We start from the raw sequence: 17,181 nt of genomic DNA, 5'->3' as shown, positions 1-17,181 counted from the left end.
ATAAAATCATATTTTTATAGTTTTTAAGGTGGTGGTATATTGGCATGTTTACATGATAAGGAGTATGAAAATTATCTATTAATGTCAAATCCTCCTAAGAAAGTATGGGTATGCAAAAAGTGTGGTATAAAAGGAAATGAGGTGGTTAAATGATAATCACTGATCTATCCGGTCTTTCCGAAAGGTTAACCGATTATAAAAGTATAGAACGTGTGAAGAGGGTGAATGGTGAAGATTCGCTCTCTTTTTTATTGCTTAAAACGGAACGCAACGCACACAGTTTCGATATGGTCCAGGATGAATGCGTGATTGAGTATGACGATAACACTTACCGAATTAAACACATTGAGCAACGGTTAATCGGTGATACACCTGTGAAGCAAATACAAGCCGACCACGCATTCTTTGACATCATAGACACCTATCAATATACGAAGTTATCAGACGGTGCCAAATCGATTCAGGAGGCGCTTAGTCATGCGTTAGCTAATACTCCCTACACGCATTCAGTTGTGGACGTATTCAGCTCTGTTACCTTTTCAAACTTCGGGGATGATAACGCATTAAGCTTATTTAAAACGATTCTTGAACGATACCAGGCCGAATATAAGCTCGTTGGAAATGATATTAGGATCCACAAGAAGATCGGTGTTGAAACGGATTTCCAGTTCCGCTATAAGCATAATATCAAAACGTTCTCTAAGACGATTGATACCAGTGGCTTATCGACTTATATCAAAGGCTACGGTAAGCAAAACGATGATGGGACGTATGCAGCAACCGCAGAATATACAAGTCCGATGGCTGATGTGTATGGAGTGCGCCATGCTAAACCAGTATATGACGAGCGATTTACGAATTCATCCACACTGCTCGATTATATAAAGTCGCAGCTAAATGACACTCCACACGTTAGCATTACGGTTGATTTCGCTGACTTATCAAAGGCTGGCTACCCGTTTCCAGCGCCTGGTTTAGGTGACTGCGGTTATCTGATCGTGGAGCCATCCAACATTGACGATGTGGCTCGTATTATGGAAATAAGAGATTATCCCGAATCGCCTAAGTCACCACAGGTTACACTAGCTAATTTTAATGAAGATTTCGCAGACGTGTTATTCAAACACACGAAGAATGAAATCGAAAAGTTTTGGGACCCGAATAGCAACAAGTTGAAATACAACGTATTGGATGAAGCGGTCCGGGTAGCAACGGAGGCTTTAAAAAGCGCACAAACGGAGCTAGAGTTTAGTAACGGAATTATTGCTCGTGAGAAAGATAACGTTAATAAACTCGTACTCTTTAACTCTGCTGGATTAGGAATCAGTGTGGACGGTGGATCTACGTTTAAAACAGCCATCACAGCAGATGGAATCGTAGCAGACGTAATTACAAGCGGTCAGTTGAACGCAAATAACATCACGGTTATTGGAACGCTCACAGGCGCTTTGCTTCAGACAGCTACTACCGGTAAACGTGTAAAAATTCAATTAGATGATTACGCAGCTTATGATAGTGAAACTCAAAAGATATCGATGGGATTCAGGCCATTGTCAGGCGGTAGTGTAGACGTTCCTAGATTTGCGTTAGGTGCGAACGGAATGGATAATACATCGTCCACAGCATCGGGCAACTACTTTGTAATGACACCTTACCCGGCTAATGATAATCCACAAGGTAACTTACCGAATTCTTACGTGGACTTTGCATACCGTTCAGCACAATATAACGACTACAGCAATATCAAGATGTACGATGATGGAGATATCAGAATCGCTGCTTTGCGTGATTTAGTTATCACTTCTAACTTTGTGGGCGGTAGTTACGTAGACCAAGCGGAAAGAATACTCGCTAAGTTTAGCACATCTTCAAGCGCATATTATAATTCACACTTGCGAGTTGGAGCGGTGGTTAACGATTCTAACGCATACGGACTGGTGTTAGGTGATGATAGGTTAACTCCTTTCACACGGGTAAGGGTACAAACGGATGATGTAGGAGGACAATACTTTAGGCCGGTCACTGATTCGGGAAGTATCCAATTAGGAAGTCCGTCATTCCCTTGGGAAGCTGTATATGCGGTAAATGGTACGATTCAAAGCTCTAGTTTAGTTAAAAAATCCGATATTAAACAAATTCAACCATATGATCCTGCAATCGGTACTATGACACCAATGAGTATTACCACAGAAGATGCAATTGAATTCATTAACAACTTAAAAACGTACACCTATGTATACAAAAAAGGCGAAGAATACCTTGATGCAAACGGAGAGGTTCAAACTCGCTTAGTAGATAGAACCGTAGAAGAGGCCATATATGAAAACGATTATGCCAGTATTCAACTCGGTATTATCGCAGATGAAAACATTAACTCACCTATGGCTCACTTCGTATTGACCGGAAAAGATGAAACGCTTGGAGTACAAGTAATGTCAGTGTTAACTGCGGTCATTATTGACAATCAAGCAAAAGAAAAACGGATCAAAGCGTTAGAACAAATGATGGGGGTATCGTAAATGAACGAATTAGATGTAATGAAATTAACGGTTCAAAAACAGGCCAATCGAATCGCAAACTTAACACTGGATTTAGATTTAGCTCATTCGCAATTAGAAATTCTTCAAGCGGAGCAAGAAAAGTGTAAAAGTGAGTGCAAAAAAGACGGTCCTGCCGAGTAGGCGTTAGATAACTAGTCGGGAGGAGGCGGAGCGATGACGGAGCCAAGTAGTCGAGAACTCAGCGAAAAGATAGCGGATATACGTGAATGGCTTGTTCGGATTGATACGAAAGTAGACTTTTTGAACGAAGTTAAGCACAAGGCGGAGCAGGCGGATGAGAAGGCAGATAAGGCGCTAGTTTTGTCGAATGAAAATCGTGAACAAATACGTGATATGAAGGCGAATACGAAGTGGGTGTGGGGAACGATTTTAACCGTGGCGGGCTTACTAATAACAATAAGCATTGCGGTTTTCAATTAAACCAGTCGGCGGCCGTACTTGCTCGCTGGACACGTTCAAAATTACGGCGCCGACCTTGATTTCATTTTATACGAAATGGAGATGATTGTCCATGAAGATTATGATAGATGCGGGCCACGGCCCTAATACGCCGGGTAAACGTTCACCTGACGGAATGAAAGAATTTGACTTTAATAGCCGAGTAGCGGACGTTATGAAGGCTGAACTCGAGAAATACGAAGGTGCTGAGATTTATTTTGCACACGCCAAGAACGACGATGTATCGCTAAATGAGCGCACTGAGAAAGCGAATAAGCTAAAAGTAGACGTTTACGTTAGTTTGCACGCTAACGCATTCCGTGGAGTAATGGGTGATCACACCGGAATCGAGACATATGTGTACTCGACTAACCCGAAAGAAGCTCGCAAATTAGCGGATAAGATTCAGGCAGCATTAGTTAAAGCGACTGGACTTGCGAATCGTGGCGTTAAACTAGCAAACTTCCACGTATTACGTGAAACAGCGATGAGCGCCATATTAATCGAGCACGGTTACATGGATTCGAAGATCGACTTACCGAAATTAAAGTCGGACGCTTTTCGTAAGCTTTGCGGAGAAACTAACGCAAAAGCTTTGGCGGAGTTCTACGGACTGAAGCGCAAGCCCGAGCCAAAACCGAAGCCAGTCGCTTCGAAGTCGAACGTGCTCTACAAAGTACAAGTCGGAGCTTTTGCGAGTAAAGATAACGCAGAAAAGCTAGCGGCTAAGTTAAATAAGGACGGCTATAACACGTATATCGTTGAGGAGGCGAAGAAATAATGAAGAATCGTTTTAAAAATTACGCATTGTGGATCGCAGTTGCATCGTTAGGGCTTATCGTTGCTCAATCGTTCGGACTAGAAATTACCGAGGATAAATACAACGAGGTGGTTAATGCGGTGTTGACGGTACTTGTACTTGCGGGGGTTATCAATAACCCGACGAGTGGTTCCGGGTTTAAGGACGAAAAATAAACGAAATATTTGCGGGGATGACGGAATCTTTTCTGTCGTCCTTGCGTATATACATAACGTAGAGTATAATTTTGGTAAATTACTAGGAGGCGTTATGTATGAATCAGAATAAAGTTATCGGAATGATGCAGTTAGTCGGCTGGGCTATTATTGTAGTCGGAATCATTGCGGGATTATATATTGCTTTTACGTTAAAGACATATACACCAGGACTAACTGAAGGGTATATGTACGAAGATCCTCACCCTTTAAGATTGCTATACGCTTTGGCTAGCATTCTTTCTTCCGCTTTCTTCGGTTCAGTCTTAATCGGTCTGAGCGAAATTATCTCCAATACTAACGAAACTACAACAGGTATTTCTCGCCTTAACTATAAAATTGAATCCAAATAAAACAACGCCTCAACTTCGGTTGGGGCGCTTTTTTGCGTTTAAAAGAAATCCGTATAATCTTTATCGTAACCCATCGACTTCAAGGCTCTATGAATTTTAACCCACGTTGAAATCTTCGGCTCATCTTCCCCACTACAGTATCTCGAGATAGTCTGGTTACTAATCTTCGCCTTCTTAGCTACCTCTGATTGCGTTAATCCTTCACGATCCAACCACTTACCGAATTTACTGCGTTTCTTTCCCAGTCCAAACACGTCTATCACTCTTTCTTTTTTAAAAACAGTCTGTCCTTTTTTCACTTTTTTTAAACTTAGGAAAAAATAGTGAAACATCGACAAGCGTAGGCGCATATCATTTATTAAGCAACAAGTTAATAACTGGTAAATAACGAATTAAAGAAATTTCAATTAGTTATTAACTGCTTAATATTACGTGAGGTGATCGGTATGGCAATGACTGTTGGTTTCGATTGGGGCAACAACGAGGTTAAAGTTGCGGGTCCTATTGGATTAGATAAATTTTCGTCGCAGATAGGTGAATACACTGAAAGGAATCTCGAAAGTCAGCACGGTAAGGACGATATGGTTTTCGAATACAAAGGGAGAAAAGGGTTTGCAGGCACACTGGCGCTTGAATCCGATTTCGGAGGCGCAATCATGGGGGACACTAAGGCGCATGAGGACGCATTGATTCGTGTGTTACTCGGGTTACATCGGTATAGCAACTCGGCTGAATACAACATTATCGTAGGGCAGCCGATAGCAAAACACACGCCAGGCGAAAAGCAAGCGATTAAGGAAATGATTGAAGGGCGACACACTATCGTAGTAAACGATAAAGTACGCACATTCACGATTAAGCGATGTGAAGTCGCAGCAGAAGGCGGAGCTGCTTTCTGGAGTGCGCCATGTGACGGGATGGTTCGAATTATTGACGTAGGGAGTGCGACAGTTAACTGTGCCTCTATTATTAATAAGAAGTATTTAAATAAAGATTCGTTTACACTTTCCTTCGGGATGAATACGATCCGCAACCATGATTTAACGGAACTAGCGAGAGGTATCGCCAGGGAAACAAGTAAACGATGGAAGAAAGGCGATAAGGTTTTATTAGTCGGAGGGATTGCGGAACAGTTGGCTGAGCCGATTCGAGCGCATTATCCTCACGCAGAAATCATTAAGCCGGTATTAAAGGAAGGTAACGGAATGAAAATTGTAAAGCCAATCTACGCAAATGCAGTCGGGTTTTACAACATCGGGAGGGCTACTTATGGCGAGCAAAGATTTAGCAATTAAGAGTGTCGCGTTTAATCGTGAAGATCCCGACCAGTTGGCACTGTTAAAACACGCTAGCAAGCGGTCGAATTTCTCATCATATATTAAACGCTTGATACAAAGGGATTTAGAAGGTGGCGGAGGGCTCGTATTCCACGCTCATCAGCCGATGGAACCTGAGGTTAATAACCAATTTATGAGCGATTTATTGTAGGCATAGAGAGGGGCTAAGACACTGACGTTCATCACCGTCAGTTTATGCGAGAGATATCGAAAAAATGCAAGTACACCATGAAAATCTGAGGAGGAATTTAAAAATGTTTCAAAAAACGGAGGTTATGTCGGTAAGTGAGTTTATGAACAGAGGCGAAGTTGATATCAAAACGAAAATAGAACGTCATTTCAAAAAGTACGGAATTGTTTACAAAATCGTAGGAACAACGATATTTATTTTCGCGGCAGGCGGTGGATTTGATTACGCGTTTGCTGAAGCAGTAGTTCCTGTGAGCGGAGGGATTGATCTCGAAGCTAAGAAACTATACGGAGAACTGGTTGGAATTGGAAAATGGGTCATCATCTTTAAAGGCGGGATAGATACGATTAAGTCAATGACTAACGGTGAAGTAGACAGCGCGAAAAAACAATTCTTTAGTTACCTAATTATATACCTACTTTTACTTGGTTTACCCTACGGAATGGATAAAGTCGATAAGATATTTCAGAATTTAAACTAAGGAGGGTTACTATGAAATTTCGATTATCAGGAGAATACGGCGAACTATCGCCAGTACGTAATTGGCAGCCACATACCGGAATTGATTTAGCAATGCCTGAAGGCACAACGTTACGCGCGATTAAAGACGGAGTAGTTGATCGAGTGTATGACGGGTCCGGTGCAATAGGTAAAGGATTATCGATTAAGTTTGACGATGGTTCCCGAGGTATATACGGACATATGAACGACGTTGATGTGAAAGTAGGAGAACACGTTGATTTCGGAAGCGTGCTCGGAGCATCGGGATCAACCGGAAATTCTACCGGAGGACATTTACACTTCGGGCTCAAAGACTCATCAGGTCAATTTGCCGACCCAACTCCGTTAGCTGACAGGTTAGCTTCGATTAGCGGTGACGGAGTTAGCGAAGGAATAATTCTAAAGTTGATGCCCGACAGCGTAAAGGAATCCGCAAAGGAAAAAACGTTGGAAATTATTTACGGAACACTTGATGCGATAAGAGATGTTGTGGTCGAACTGGCCGGCTCAATCGCATTAGTAGGCGGAGGGGTCTGTATACTGCTTTACGTAGCTGGATGGAGAGACGGGTTGCGTTGGACCGGAATCTTATCTGTTGCGAATTTGTTGATAAAATTCTTGTTAGGGGGATATATGGCATGAGACAGAAATTTATAGAATTCCTATGGGAGAGAATCGATTTAAAAGTTAATGAAATAGGTGAAGAAATTGCGGACGTTTCGAAGCTAGAAGATTTAGAGTCTTATTTGGACCAACTAAAGGAAGTCATCGGTAGTGATCGGGTATGATAAAAAGCATTAAACTATCGGACTATATTAACGTAATCAAACCGGAATACGTCTACTTACGTCTAACTCCTAACAATTCAATCCGCAATCAGTCGACCCACAAATTAGCGAAATCAATCTCTTCATTATATAGAAACGTTATTCAAAACATTAAACGCGAGGAAGCGAAGGTTATCAAGGTGCTGCGCAAAGAGTTCTTACTCGGCACCAAGTTTTCATTCGAAGTTAACTCGAAAGTTGGTTACTACGTTTATATCGAAAAGAAGAAGGCGGAATTTTACTTCATTATTCCTAAGCATCACTTATCGATTATCAAAGAAAAAATAAGCGATGTCTGGACGAATGTAACCGTTAAGGAGGTGAGCGAATTACCGCAATTCAGTGAATCATCTACGAAGTATCAATTGTCATACACGAAGGAGGACGGATTATCCCTCGCCACTGATCGCACAAATAACGATTTACTTAACTCGAAATTGAATATCGTTGATGTGCTTGAGGAAGGCGACAAGGTAGGCGTGTTTTATAATTTCATTCCGACATCGCAATTCAGTTGGCGGTCATCTTACGAGGCTACTATTCGAAAAGTAAAGAACAATTTACCGACTGACCGTAATAAACTCGGGCTAAGCTACGCGTTGAAGATGGGATTCGGGTTATTGGCATCGCTCGTTAACGATTTAGGTGAAGCAATAGGCGGTGAGAATAAATCAAAGAAGAAGCGGGACGATATCGATTTGCTTGCGAGTACGCTCGAACGAATGAACGGAGGCAAGTCGGTCAGCCCGTCAACTGCCAAGAAGGCGAATGCTACTATTCTTGATACGCAAGTAGTCGTGATGAGCGAAAGCACCGATAGACTACGCCAGAAGAATAACGCTCGATCACTCGCACAAAGCTTTGATACGGTAGCAGGCGACAACAGGCTCGTAGCTAAACCATACAACAAGTCGTTCAAATTTACCGACTATTCATTGCCAGGTGCAGAAAGAAACAAAGTAGGGGACGAAGAGGCTCAGAATTTCTTATCGTTAGCTGGCCGTGACATACTCGAAAAATACAACTTTATCGAAAAGGTGGATACGCAAGAAACGCAGGTGCCTGAAGATTTACGGAAGGGCGTTATGTGTATCGGAGAAAGTACGTATAGAGGCGCTAAGCAGAAGGCTTACTTGAGTGATTACGAGCATTATCGCAATTTGCTGACGTTGCTCATCGGGCCCACTCGTGCGGGCAAATCAAACCTAATCGGTAACCTCAGTATAGATGCGATAGAAAACGGAGAATGTGTAATCATCTTCGACTTCATTGAGAACTGTGAGTTGAGCGATGATATTGCCGCATTGTTTCCGAAGGATAAAGTCTTGAATATCGATAACAGCGATTTATCTAAGATTCAGGGACTCGGTTATAACGAAGTAGGATTTACACCGGACCCGTTCCAACAGTACGAAAACGCTAAGCGACAGACCGCGAATTTAATGGCCTTAATTAACGCGATAAACGTAGATGAGAGTCGACTATCTCCGAAGATGGAGCGGTATTTAGAAGCAGCAGCACTAGTGGTGTTCGTAAATAACGGGAGTATTCGCGACGTATTTCAGGTGCTCCAGAATTATAATAAACGCCATCACTATTTAAGCAAAGTACCGTCATCTCAACACGAGTTTCTTGACGAGTACATGACATCACTTTACGAGTTAGATGACATTGACAAGAACGGCCAAGTTCAAGGAGGCGGTACGAAGCTTAATTTAATCGTTGGGATAATCGACAGGCTTTCGATTCTCAAAAGAAATACGCAAATGGAAATGATGTTGAAGCAAGACGTTTCAAAGAATATCGACTTAGTTGAAGAAATGCAGAAGAATCAAGTCATCTGTATTAAAATGCCCGAATCAAAGTTTCCTACGCAGGGTGAACGTGATATATGCACTACGTACTGGATTACGAAGATATGGCTTGCGCTTCAGATTAGAGCGGATCAAATTCGCGATAAGAAGCAACGCCGTAAGGTTAACTTGGTGATTGACGAGATTTACCAAGTAGAGAACACTGAAAAGTTCATGACGTCTAAATTATCACAAATCGCTAAATTCATATGTAAGCCGATTATCAGTTGTCACTACATTAACCAATTGAAGCAAATGCGCAAAGAGTTACGTTCGGCTAATACGTCATATATGTTAATTGCGGGCTGCGACAAAGATAACTATAGCGAACTGAAAGACGAATTATATCCGTTTACTGCGGAAGATTTAGCGAATATGAAACCTTACTATTCGATGAACTACGTTAAGTGTCGTGAAGGGTATTCTCGATTTATAACGAAGTTACCAGGCAAAGTAGAGGACCGCATTAAGGCTGCTCGGAAGGAGGTCGCTACTAATGGAAAGTAACCGTCAAATTGTAGGATATTGGTGTGATTGTTGCGAATTTGAATTTGCATTATATAATCGATTTCCTGACGATATTATGCCGTATTGCCCTAATTGCTCCGGAGATGAGGATATTATCGAAGTCTCAATCATAGATATTACTAAGGAGGCGTTTATATGAAACGTGAAAAGAAGCCAGGCGAAATAACCTACTCTAAATATTTAAATAGTCCCGATAGTTTCAGATATAACTACGAGGAATGGGTTAATAAAAACCTATTCGAAGATGAGGATAAATGCAGTAGATGCGGAACGGAATTAAACGATTTTAGTATTTGTCCAAAATGTCATTTTTAGTCGGCGAAAGTCGGCTACTTTTTTTGTCTTGAAAACAAACGTATGTTCTTATATAATTAACACATAAATTCGAAAGGACGATACGTATGATAAAAGATCGCGGAACAAAGAAATGGACTTCGTTATTTATGCCGGAGCATATCGCTATGTTACGAAAAGCGTGGGACGACGGAGAAAAGTCGGAGCAACCGATATTGGATTACTATGAAATCGAAGAAATGGAAGCGAAGATTCATTATGCTATGGAAATTAATGCCATGTTAGTTTTCAGGTACTGGCGCGATGGATTTACGGCAGAACTTGTCGGTCACGTTCATTATATCGAGCCGATCACGAAGGAATTGCGTATAAGAGATTCGGAAGGGGCGAATGTAAAGTTGCGCTTCAGTGAATTGGCAAATGTTGACTACTTATAAATTCGCTTTTAATCGACAAATCATCGTGATATACTACATATGTCGAAAGTTCGGTAAATGACCGATACAATGAACGGTTCAAAAGCGTATAGCTCAACGGTTGATAAACATATAGAACGTACGTGTGTCAGAGGTTCGAATCCTCTAAGGCGCGTCACAAAAAAGATCATACTAATTGTATGGTCTTTTTTTGTCATTTATTTTAAAAATACCTTGTAATTAGATGGATTTATTTCATTCATTTATGGGAATTATTAATTGATAGTAGACAAATACTTATAATGCTTGCTAATACAAAGGAGGAAAATTATGAAGAAACTTGTTTTAACGTTTATTTTGATGTCTTCCATTAGTTTATTAGCTGCATGCACTGCAAATAACAATGAAAATTTAACAGATACAACTAGGATTAACTATTCAGACAGATATGATCAGAATGGAACAACTAACAATAAAAATGATGGATATGGAAATTTCATTATGAATAATCAAATCGAACCTGATAATGTAAATGAAGGTGATGTTAACATTTCGCCTGATCCCAATCCATTCGATGATAATGGGAACCGTCAATTTAGACAGCTTGAGAATCAAGGGAGAGATCGAATACTTGATCAAAATCGTTAAAATTTAAAATGGGCACTTAAAGTTGTACTCTATAGACCTGCTTATGGTTCTCCAGCAGGTCTATTTAACATTCTGATTAAATATTAAGCATTAACAGAGCAACTATTGTAAAATTAACTATACATACTACATAGCAACTAATATTAGGGGGAAATATTTTGATAGGGAAACCAGAACTTGTAATTAATGAAGAAGCAACTCTAGGAGAAGGACCGTTTTGGGATAATAAAAGTAACTTATTGTATTGGGTTGATATTTTAGAGAAGAGAATTTATATCTATAATCCAGAAACTAAACTGAATAGGCAAATCCAATTAGAGTCCCTTGTCGGAGCAGTTGTTCCGAGGAGCAAGGGGGGACTCATTCTTGCTCTGGAAGACGGGTTTCATTCAATGGATCCCGATAGTGGAAAAATTAATAAAATTAGTGACCCTGAAAGTCATCTTCCTGCAAATCGTTTCAACGATGGAAAGTGTGATGCGTATGGGCGTTTTTGGGCAGGGACAATGAAGAAAGATGACCCAATAAATGAAGGGGCACTATACTGTTTAGATACATCTCTTAAAGCGGAAAAGAAATTAGATAATATTGGGATTTCAAACGGGTTAGCTTGGTCTCCAGATAATAGGTACTTTTATTTCATTGATACGCCAACTAAGAAGGTAGTACGCTATGACTATGATCTTGAGACTGGTGAGATACAAAACAAAATAGATATTATAACTATCCCAAAGTCACAAGGTATGCCTGATGGGATGACGATCGATAGTGAAGGAATGTTATGGATTGCTCATTGGGGTGGAGCGAGAGTTTCCAGATGGAATCCAAGCACAGGTGAGCAAGTTGATTCAATAGTTATACCAGCTTTAAACGTTACTTCCTGTACTTTTGGTGGTAAAGAATTAAACGAATTATTCATCACTACGGCTAGAGTGGGAATGAATGAAAATGAATTAAGAGAATACCCACTTTCCGGGAGTGTCTTTAAAATTAAAACAGAGATAAAGGGTATGATCACAAATTCCTTTAGGGGATAATTTAATTGTTTTTCATGTTATGAACTTTGACTTAATATATATTTTCAGTCATGGTTTTTAATGTTTTGTATGCGTTTACATGTTGGGGGTAAGGAGGGGATAAAGTGAACTATGATGTAATTGTTGTGGGAGCAGGGTTAGCTGGCTTGGTAGCTACTGTTGAAATAGCGGACAAAGGTTATAGGGTATTGCTTTTAGATCAAGAACCCGAAGCCTCTATTGGTGGACAAGCGTGGTGGTCCTTCGGAGGTTTGTTTTTAGTGGATTCTCCCGAACAAAGACGAATGGGAATCAAAGACTCTAAAGATTTAGCGTGGCAAGACTGGATAGGCTCAGCAGGATTTGATCGATTAGAGGATGAAGACTTTTGGGCATATCAGTGGGCGAAAGCCTATGTAGAGTTTGCTGCTTGTGAAAAACGAGAATGGCTATATAAAATGGGTGTACGCTTTTTTCCGGTTGTTGGATGGGCTGAAAGAGGTGGCTACTTGGCAGAAGGACATGGAAATTCAGTTCCTAGGTTTCATATTGTATGGGGCACTGGACCAGGGATTGTAGCTCCATTTGAAAAGAGAGTACAAGAGTTAAGGAAAAATAGTCTAGTAGATTATCGTCCACGACAAAGAGTGGATCAATTATTAATAGAGGAAGGAAATGTAACAGGTGTTAACGGAGCTATACTTACTCCAAGTAATGCTGCTCGTGGAGAGGAAAGTTCTCGGGAGGTAATTGGACAGTTTGAATTTAAAGCTAAAGCAGTTGTAATTGCAAGTGGAGGAATTGGGGCAAACTTAGATTTAATTCGAAAAAATTGGCCAAAGCGCCTTGGAGAAGCTCCAAAGCGAATGATTTCAGGAGTACCTGCTCATGTTGATGGTCGATTGCTTTCAATCGCTGAAGATGCTGGTGGGAGAATCGTCAACCGAGACCGAATGTGGCATTATACGGAAGGAATCAAGAACTGGGATCCTGTTTGGAAAAATCATGGGATAAGAATTTTACCAGGACCTTCATCTATATGGTTAGATGCAAAAGGGAATCGACTTCCTGCACCCAATTTCCCTGGATTTGATACATTAGGCACCTTGGAAACTATTCAAAAAACAGGCTACGATTACTCATGGTTTATACTGACACAAAAGATAATTGAAAAAGAATTCGCTCTTTCTGGATCAGAGCAAAATCCTGATTTAACAGGTAAAAGTATTAAAAAGGTATTAGCAAGAGCATTACCTGGAGCTACAGCCCCAGTCAAAGCTTTCATGGAAAAAGGTGAAGATTTCGTCGTTGCTGAAAATGTGTCTAATCTGGTTTTAGGCATGAATAAATTGATAGGAGAAGAATTGTTAGACTATCAAACAATAGAGAGACAAATAAAAGCACGTGATCGAGAAATAGAAAATACATTTTCAAAAGACCTGCAAATAACAGCCATCCGTGGCGCAAGAAATTATCTAGGAGATAAATTGATTCGTGTAGCTCCACCACATAAAATACTAGATCCTAAAAATGGTCCCTTAATTGCAGTCCGATTAAATATATTAAGTCGAAAAACATTAGGTGGTTTGCAAACTAACCTGTCTGGACAAGTGTTGAATGATTCTGGTACTCCTATTTCAGGACTATATGCTGCAGGAGAAGCCTCCGGTTTTGGTGGGGGAGGAGTTCATGGATATCGTGCACTGGAAGGTTCCTTTTTAGAAGGATGCCTGTTTACAGGTAGGGTTGTTGGACGTTCACTTGTTAAGGAGCTTAGTTAGATTTTATTTTTGATATAATGGCTTAAAATTTTGTTCCAATACCTCATTTTAAAAAAAAGATTAATTCTAAGTATAGAGTTAAAGAAAATGGTCATAATAATAACATCCCATCCCCTTTGTTATATAATTGAAGTGCCCTATCTCCCTGAGGTAGGGCATATTTTATTTGTCCATAAAGATTTTACAAATAAATAGAAAAATCTAATGAGTTATAGTTAGTTAATTGCAATTACATTATATATAAGTGTATCAAATTAAAAAATACGATAAATATGAATCCATTTTTTATCTTACATCGTCTATACAATAGTTTTTCAAACCATGAGGAGGAAAAATGGAGCCAGTTCAAATGGATAATCAAACAAAAGAAGATATACTTAGGAGTTTAATTGAACGATATAGTAACAGTATTACTAGACTTGCTTTTACCTATGTGAAGGATTGGTCACTTGCAGAAGATATCACACAAGAGGTTTATATCACTTGTTATAAAAAGCTAGATGATTTTAGAGGTGATTCATCTTATAAAACATGGCTATTTAAAATCACTGTTAACAAATGTAAGGATTATCTTAAAAGCAAATGGTTTCGGAGAATTCTTCCAGTGGATTACATGGATTTTAAGGGATTAGTTAATAATCAAACAGTTATTGAGGAGAATCTTATAGAAACAGAAGAAATAGAGTTAGCTGAAAAGGTAATGGCTCTACCTGTAAAATATAGAGAAGTAATTATCTTTTACTTCTATGAAGACCTTAAACTGCAAGAAATAGCTGATTTGACAGGAACCAAGTTAGCTACAATAAAATCTAGGTTAATGCGTGCTAAGAGTAGCCTCAGAAAAATGTTTTAGGGGTGGAATAATGGATATTGATAGAAAGTTAAATAATTTACGCCAAAGCATGGACAATACGGTATTAAAAAAAGCGGACTTAACGGTTCATCAAAAGCAACAAATCTTTAAAATAGCAGTAACTAACAACCAAAATAAAAGTAAACATATCTTCACTCCGTTATTATCATATATGGTTAGCCTTGGCTTGATCATTATGTTGGGGGCATATGTTTACTTTGCAATTAATGAGTCATATATAACAAAAGGTAATCAAGACCCCAATAATGAAGGAGTTATTGAAGGAAATGGTCAGCATGAAGAAACAACTGCTCAAGCTACCGACATGAAGTCACTTCGGAAAAATCCAACGACTGTTTTAGAAACTTGGTTGGAGGCAATGACCACTTATGATAAACAGTTGGAATATGAAATGTATTCATCTGATTATCGGTCAGCACTAAATAATAGTGATGAAGAAAATAGAGCTTGGACACTAGATTTTAGATTCTCGGGCTCAAGAATGATTTCGGAACAATTAAGAACTAAAGAAAAGGCTATTTATGGAGTTAAGTATGATTCAATAGCTGCTCCAATTACATTTTACTTAGAGACTAACAATGATCAATGGTATATTACGAAGATTGAGGAAGCTGGAAAACAGCTTGAAAAAGATGTAAGAGAAACAGTGTGGAATCAATTAACTGATAAAGATCGAGAACGAATTAAGGGTACATGGAAAGATGCAAAAATATCAAAAGTCACATTGACTAAAGATATGGTGCTACAAAATATTGATCATTCATATATAGGGAAAGAGGTATATTTGGTTGATTTTCCAACTAATAATACTTGGGTTCCAAACAATATGATTGTTTATGCGGATATAGAAAGTTGGCAATATATAGGCCATGGCATGGTTGATTAATTTACAATAAGGATGTTTTCATTCACTTGGTTGCTTTGGAATGGTCTTATAAATCATGGTAAACTAAGTAGAGTGACATCTTTTTTACAGAAAGTACAACTTAATATTCGAAAAGTTAACGTATTCTACTTGAAGTCAATTGATTGAGAAAATCTATCAGACAAAAGAACAAAAAGATAATGTGATTAAGGGAGGGGTTTGTTGTCTAAGAAATTCACAATTGTAATTCTGGGAATTTTAATTCTAAGTTTTGTAGCTTTTATTCAATTTAGTAATCCGTTGAAGATGGATGGGATTTTTACTACAACAAATGAAAACGGGAAAATAGATATAGTTTTTGAGGTTAGTAATGAAGGCTTTAATAGGATTAAACTCAGAGAAGTCACAATAAACAATAATAAAACACCTGACTCGTTAGAATTAGGAATTAGTTATGATACTGGACATTTGGTACAAAGTGGATTGGATCATCCATTGATTAGATTTACTGAAATTGATGAAAAATACATTTTTCCAAGTTTATCTCCACAAGAAAGTATGAAGGCCATAGAAAGAAAAGAGATGACTCCCATTCACTATGGAATAAAAGTTGAATTCCATGATGAACTGATGGAGAGTATGACAATTAAATATTATTATTTTGGTTTTCCTGTAACTAAGAAATATTCATTAGAAAGATGGGATATTATAAATACTAGGGAAAACTAAGTTCTAAAACATATGCTGTTTATTAAAAATGTTCACTCCCCCATGTGTGGAAAGCTGGAGTACTACTCGATTTCTGTGGGACCGCCCCACGGAAAGCGCAACTCATGGAACTTTCCATCCTTAGTTATTTCAGGGTAAACCGTTATGCGAATGAGTAATTGCACCATGAAGAATGAAAAGTGTTAACACAGTTGGAATGAGCGGAAGTTCACTCGACTCCTGCGGGATGCAGCGGGCAAAGTGAGACCCCGCAGGAGCCGACAGCGACGAGGAGGCTCACCGCACGCCCCGCGGAAAGCGAGTGAACTGTAGCGAATGGAATTCCAAGAATAAGTATTTTCAGGTTAGACAATTAGTTTTCTTAAGCTCTACTTGCTTATTTTATTAGGTAACAGAACTAAACGCCGGTGGATATTTAATCTTCCCTTGTAGGCCACTTAGGGAATCCTTATCTATTTCAATCGCCATAAAGACCTCTTCAGGAACTGGAAAAGGTGATTCTATTCCATATAGGGAAGAAGCTGCAAATCCAAACTTAGGATAAAAATTCGGATGTCCAAGAACAAAAACATGAGAATAACCTAGAGTTTTACAAAGATCTAACCCTCTTTTAACAAGTGCAGAACCTATCCCCATGTTCTGATATTCAGGTTTTACTGCCATTGGAGCAAGACCAATTGTAGGTATTTCCCCTCCTTCAGTTGCTAAAATGATTTCACTAAAAAGAATATGTCCCAAAATCTCTTGTTTCTCAGATACAGCCACTAAAGATAATTCAGGTATAAACAGATTAGACCCTCGAATGGCTTCGATTAGCTTTGCTTCATTTTCTTTATTAAATGCAACAATATTAACTTCTCTAATCCCAGCATAGTCTTTTTCATTTTCACTACGAATAAAATAATTCATTTTATAATCTCCTATCATCTAGTACTAGTAAGATTCTATCATTTTTA

23 protein-coding genes are annotated in these 17,181 nt (G+C 39.2%); 21 read left to right on the top strand and 2 right to left on the bottom strand.

All coding sequences use genetic code 11. From position 1 onward, the window contains the following. Positions 1-149: 149 nt before the first annotated feature. From BK579_RS20290 to BK579_RS20270, 6 genes are all read left to right on the top strand, one after another. Complete coding sequence (locus tag BK579_RS20290; protein ID WP_078548633.1) at positions 150-2,519, top strand: phage tail protein; 2,370 nt, start codon at positions 150-152, stop codon at positions 2,517-2,519. Continuing rightward, positions 2,520-2,681 carry a hypothetical protein gene (locus tag BK579_RS25825; RefSeq protein WP_169891202.1) on the top strand — a complete coding sequence of 54 codons (162 nt, stop codon included), beginning with the start codon at positions 2,520-2,522 and terminating at the stop codon, positions 2,679-2,681. A 33-nt stretch (positions 2,682-2,714) separates the two neighbouring features. After that, the gene (locus BK579_RS20285) at positions 2,715-2,981 is read left to right on the top strand and encodes a hemolysin XhlA family protein (protein WP_078548631.1); all 267 of its coding nucleotides are present in this window, start codon (positions 2,715-2,717) and stop codon (positions 2,979-2,981) included. 91 nt (positions 2,982-3,072) lie between these two features. Next, positions 3,073-3,780: an N-acetylmuramoyl-L-alanine amidase gene (locus BK579_RS20280; RefSeq protein WP_078548629.1), complete on the top strand. Its 708-nt coding sequence runs from the start codon at positions 3,073-3,075 to the stop codon at positions 3,778-3,780. Then, positions 3,780-3,974 (top strand): phage holin, encoded by a 195-nt coding sequence (locus tag BK579_RS20275; RefSeq protein WP_078548626.1) that lies wholly within the window; start codon positions 3,780-3,782, stop codon positions 3,972-3,974. The genes BK579_RS20280 and BK579_RS20275 overlap by 1 nt, the downstream gene beginning before the upstream one ends. Before the next feature lie 98 nt (positions 3,975-4,072). Further along, the gene (locus tag BK579_RS20270; protein WP_078548625.1) at positions 4,073-4,366 is read left to right on the top strand and encodes a hypothetical protein; all 294 of its coding nucleotides are present in this window, start codon (positions 4,073-4,075) and stop codon (positions 4,364-4,366) included. A 38-nt stretch (positions 4,367-4,404) separates the two neighbouring features. Here the strand turns inward: BK579_RS20270 and BK579_RS20265 are convergent, their stop codons facing one another. After that, positions 4,405-4,665 (bottom strand): helix-turn-helix domain-containing protein, encoded by a 261-nt coding sequence (locus BK579_RS20265; RefSeq protein WP_407936256.1) that lies wholly within the window; start codon positions 4,663-4,665, stop codon positions 4,405-4,407. A 147-nt stretch (positions 4,666-4,812) separates the two neighbouring features. On the opposite strand from BK579_RS20265, the gene BK579_RS20260 reads away from it, so the two are divergent. From BK579_RS20260 to BK579_RS20195, 15 genes are all read left to right on the top strand, one after another. Continuing rightward, positions 4,813-5,661, top strand: coding sequence for a ParM/StbA family protein (locus tag BK579_RS20260; RefSeq protein WP_078548622.1), 849 nt, complete (start codon positions 4,813-4,815; stop codon positions 5,659-5,661). Further along, entirely contained in the window at positions 5,636-5,854 is a 219-nt protein-coding gene (locus BK579_RS20255) for a hypothetical protein (RefSeq protein WP_078548619.1), read from the top strand. Before BK579_RS20260 ends, BK579_RS20255 begins: the two co-directional genes overlap by 26 nt. Positions 5,855-5,957: 103 nt before the next feature. Continuing rightward, entirely contained in the window at positions 5,958-6,374 is a 417-nt protein-coding gene (locus tag BK579_RS20250; RefSeq protein WP_078548618.1) for a hypothetical protein, read from the top strand. An 11-nt stretch (positions 6,375-6,385) separates the two neighbouring features. Further along, positions 6,386-7,036: a M23 family metallopeptidase gene (locus tag BK579_RS20245; RefSeq protein WP_078548615.1), complete on the top strand. Its 651-nt coding sequence runs from the start codon at positions 6,386-6,388 to the stop codon at positions 7,034-7,036. Next, positions 7,033-7,182, top strand: coding sequence for a hypothetical protein (locus BK579_RS25820; protein WP_169891201.1), 150 nt, complete (start codon positions 7,033-7,035; stop codon positions 7,180-7,182). Before BK579_RS20245 ends, BK579_RS25820 begins: the two co-directional genes overlap by 4 nt. Then, entirely contained in the window at positions 7,179-9,581 is a 2,403-nt protein-coding gene (locus BK579_RS26155; RefSeq protein WP_235848491.1) for a type IV secretory system conjugative DNA transfer family protein, read from the top strand. The genes BK579_RS25820 and BK579_RS26155 overlap by 4 nt, the downstream gene beginning before the upstream one ends. Next, entirely contained in the window at positions 9,571-9,741 is a 171-nt protein-coding gene (locus tag BK579_RS25805) for a hypothetical protein (RefSeq protein ID WP_169891200.1), read from the top strand. Before BK579_RS26155 ends, BK579_RS25805 begins: the two co-directional genes overlap by 11 nt. Beyond that, on the top strand, positions 9,738-9,917 hold the full coding sequence (locus BK579_RS20230) for a hypothetical protein (RefSeq protein WP_078548613.1): 180 nt from the start codon (positions 9,738-9,740) through the stop codon (positions 9,915-9,917). The genes BK579_RS25805 and BK579_RS20230 overlap by 4 nt, the downstream gene beginning before the upstream one ends. Positions 9,918-10,003: 86 nt before the next feature. Further along, complete coding sequence (locus BK579_RS20225) at positions 10,004-10,333, top strand: YolD-like family protein (RefSeq protein ID WP_078548610.1); 330 nt, start codon at positions 10,004-10,006, stop codon at positions 10,331-10,333. Between the two features lie 309 nt (positions 10,334-10,642). Further along, complete coding sequence (locus BK579_RS20220; protein ID WP_078548609.1) at positions 10,643-10,960, top strand: hypothetical protein; 318 nt, start codon at positions 10,643-10,645, stop codon at positions 10,958-10,960. A 158-nt stretch (positions 10,961-11,118) separates the two neighbouring features. Further along, complete coding sequence (locus tag BK579_RS20215) at positions 11,119-11,997, top strand: SMP-30/gluconolactonase/LRE family protein (protein ID WP_078548607.1); 879 nt, start codon at positions 11,119-11,121, stop codon at positions 11,995-11,997. A 104-nt stretch (positions 11,998-12,101) separates the two neighbouring features. Beyond that, positions 12,102-13,757 carry an FAD-binding dehydrogenase gene (locus BK579_RS20210; protein ID WP_078548605.1) on the top strand — a complete coding sequence of 552 codons (1,656 nt, stop codon included), beginning with the start codon at positions 12,102-12,104 and terminating at the stop codon, positions 13,755-13,757. A 334-nt stretch (positions 13,758-14,091) separates the two neighbouring features. After that, positions 14,092-14,610: a sigma-70 family RNA polymerase sigma factor gene (locus BK579_RS20205; RefSeq protein ID WP_235848490.1), complete on the top strand. Its 519-nt coding sequence runs from the start codon at positions 14,092-14,094 to the stop codon at positions 14,608-14,610. A 10-nt stretch (positions 14,611-14,620) separates the two neighbouring features. Continuing rightward, entirely contained in the window at positions 14,621-15,517 is an 897-nt protein-coding gene (locus BK579_RS20200) for a hypothetical protein (RefSeq protein WP_078548602.1), read from the top strand. 201 nt (positions 15,518-15,718) lie between these two features. Further along, a complete protein-coding gene (locus BK579_RS20195; protein WP_078548599.1) occupies positions 15,719-16,225 on the top strand; it encodes a hypothetical protein in 507 nt (168 codons plus the stop codon). A 384-nt stretch (positions 16,226-16,609) separates the two neighbouring features. On the opposite strand, the gene BK579_RS20190 is transcribed toward BK579_RS20195, so the two are convergent. Continuing rightward, on the bottom strand, positions 16,610-17,134 hold the full coding sequence (locus tag BK579_RS20190) for a GNAT family N-acetyltransferase (RefSeq protein WP_078548597.1): 525 nt from the start codon (positions 17,132-17,134) through the stop codon (positions 16,610-16,612). Positions 17,135-17,181 lie beyond the last annotated feature (47 nt).

This window comes from Litchfieldia alkalitelluris, assembly GCF_002019645.1.
In the GTDB taxonomy this organism is placed as follows: Bacteria; Bacillota; Bacilli; order Bacillales; family Bacillaceae_L; genus Litchfieldia; species Litchfieldia alkalitelluris.
Note: the sequence above shows the minus strand (reverse complement) of the source record. Positions and strands in the feature narration are given on the sequence as shown.